Origin of the sequence: Rossellomorea aquimaris (assembly GCF_000935355.1) — a bacterium.
In the GTDB taxonomy this organism is placed as follows: domain Bacteria; phylum Bacillota; class Bacilli; order Bacillales; family Bacillaceae_B; genus Rossellomorea; species Rossellomorea aquimaris_B.
The window spans coordinates 1-1,368 of sequence record NZ_JXZC01000028.1 but is presented as its reverse complement, the minus strand read 5'-3'; the positions used below and the strand labels follow the sequence as shown (position 1 = coordinate 1,368).

Below are 1,368 nucleotides of genomic sequence, written 5' to 3'. Positions count from 1 at the left end.
CGGGCTAATGAGATGGTCACCCCCACACCCTGCGAGGGCTACGCTTTCGCAGGGTGTTTTGTTTTTGGAGGCCATCATCATGAGCGAGTCAGCACTGATCGGGATCGATCTCGGCAAACATAATTTCCACCTTCTGGGCCAAGACAAATCGGGCCGCGAGGTGTTTCGCAAAAAGCTCTCGCGAGCGCAGATGATGCGGTTCTTCGGCAACTTGCCGAGCTGCGTCGTGGTAACGGAAGCCTGTGCCGGCTCTCACTTCATCGCCCGTCAGCTTGCGGCGATGGGGCATACGACCAAGTTGATTTCACCGCAGTTTGTCCGCCCTTTCGTCAAGGGCAACAAAAATGACTTTATCGACGCAGAGGCCATTTGCGAGGCGGCTTCCCGTCCGTCCATGCGCTTCGTTACGCCTAAAACCGAGTCTCAGCAAACCCTGTCTGTCCTGCATCGCATGCGCGAGTCGTTGGTGCATGACCGCACCAAGACAGCCAATCAGATGCACGGTTTCCTGCTGGAATTTGGCATCAGCCTGCCCAAAGGCTCAGCCATCATGAAGCGTTTGGCAGCTGTTTTGGCCGAGCATGAGCTGCCTGTGCGGCTGACAGTGCTGTTGCAACGCCTGCACGATCACTTCGTTTACCTGGATGAACAGATCAAGGAACTGGACAAACAACTGGCTTGCCAGCTGGCCGACGATGATCTGGGGAGCCGTTTGCTTAGCATGCCGTGTGTCGGTCCGATCACCGCCAGCCTTCTGGCTGTAGAAATGGGCGATGGCAAGCAATACCGATGCAGTCGCGATTTTGCGGCTTCAGTGGGCTTGGTGCCGCGACAGTACAGCACGGGCGGCAAAGCCAATTTGTTGGGGATCAGCAAGCGGGGTGACAAGCACCTGCGGCAACTGCTGGTGCAATGCTCCAGGGTTTACATGCAGAGGCTGGATCATCAGAAGGGGGCTTTGGCCGACTGGGTGCGAGCGCTGCTGCGCCGACGACACTCGAATGTGGTGGCCTGTGCCCTGGCCAACAAACTGGCGCGTATCGCTTGGGCGATAGCGGCTCACCATGCGCAATATGAAGCAGGGCCAGACGCCTTGAACGCCTGACCCTGCGGTTGTTGCAGTACCACAATTCACCCTTCAGGTTTTGCGATAGCTGAACAACGGATGACGTGAACGGCCTACCGGCCTGGCGAAGATCCTGACATAAAAATCGGCTTCAGAAGCCGACGGGCTTTTAAGGATCGTCAGGCGCGACTCTCATCGTGGCGCTGGGGCAAGCCCCAAACAGACGCCGGATAGATTTAAGCAAGCCAACCACATCGCCCGTTAATCAGTATTGCAAAAATGGGGGGGACCATAGATTTTTT

At 56.7% G+C, this 1,368-nt stretch carries 1 protein-coding gene; it reads left to right on the top strand.

The genetic code is table 11. The features are described from left to right. The first annotated feature begins 79 nt into the window (after positions 1 to 79). Positions 80 to 1,105 carry an IS110 family transposase gene (locus tag TV75_RS20905; protein WP_024074122.1) on the top strand — a complete coding sequence of 342 codons (1,026 nt, stop codon included), beginning with the start codon at positions 80 to 82 and terminating at the stop codon, positions 1,103 to 1,105. Positions 1,106 to 1,368: the final 263 nt, after the last annotated feature.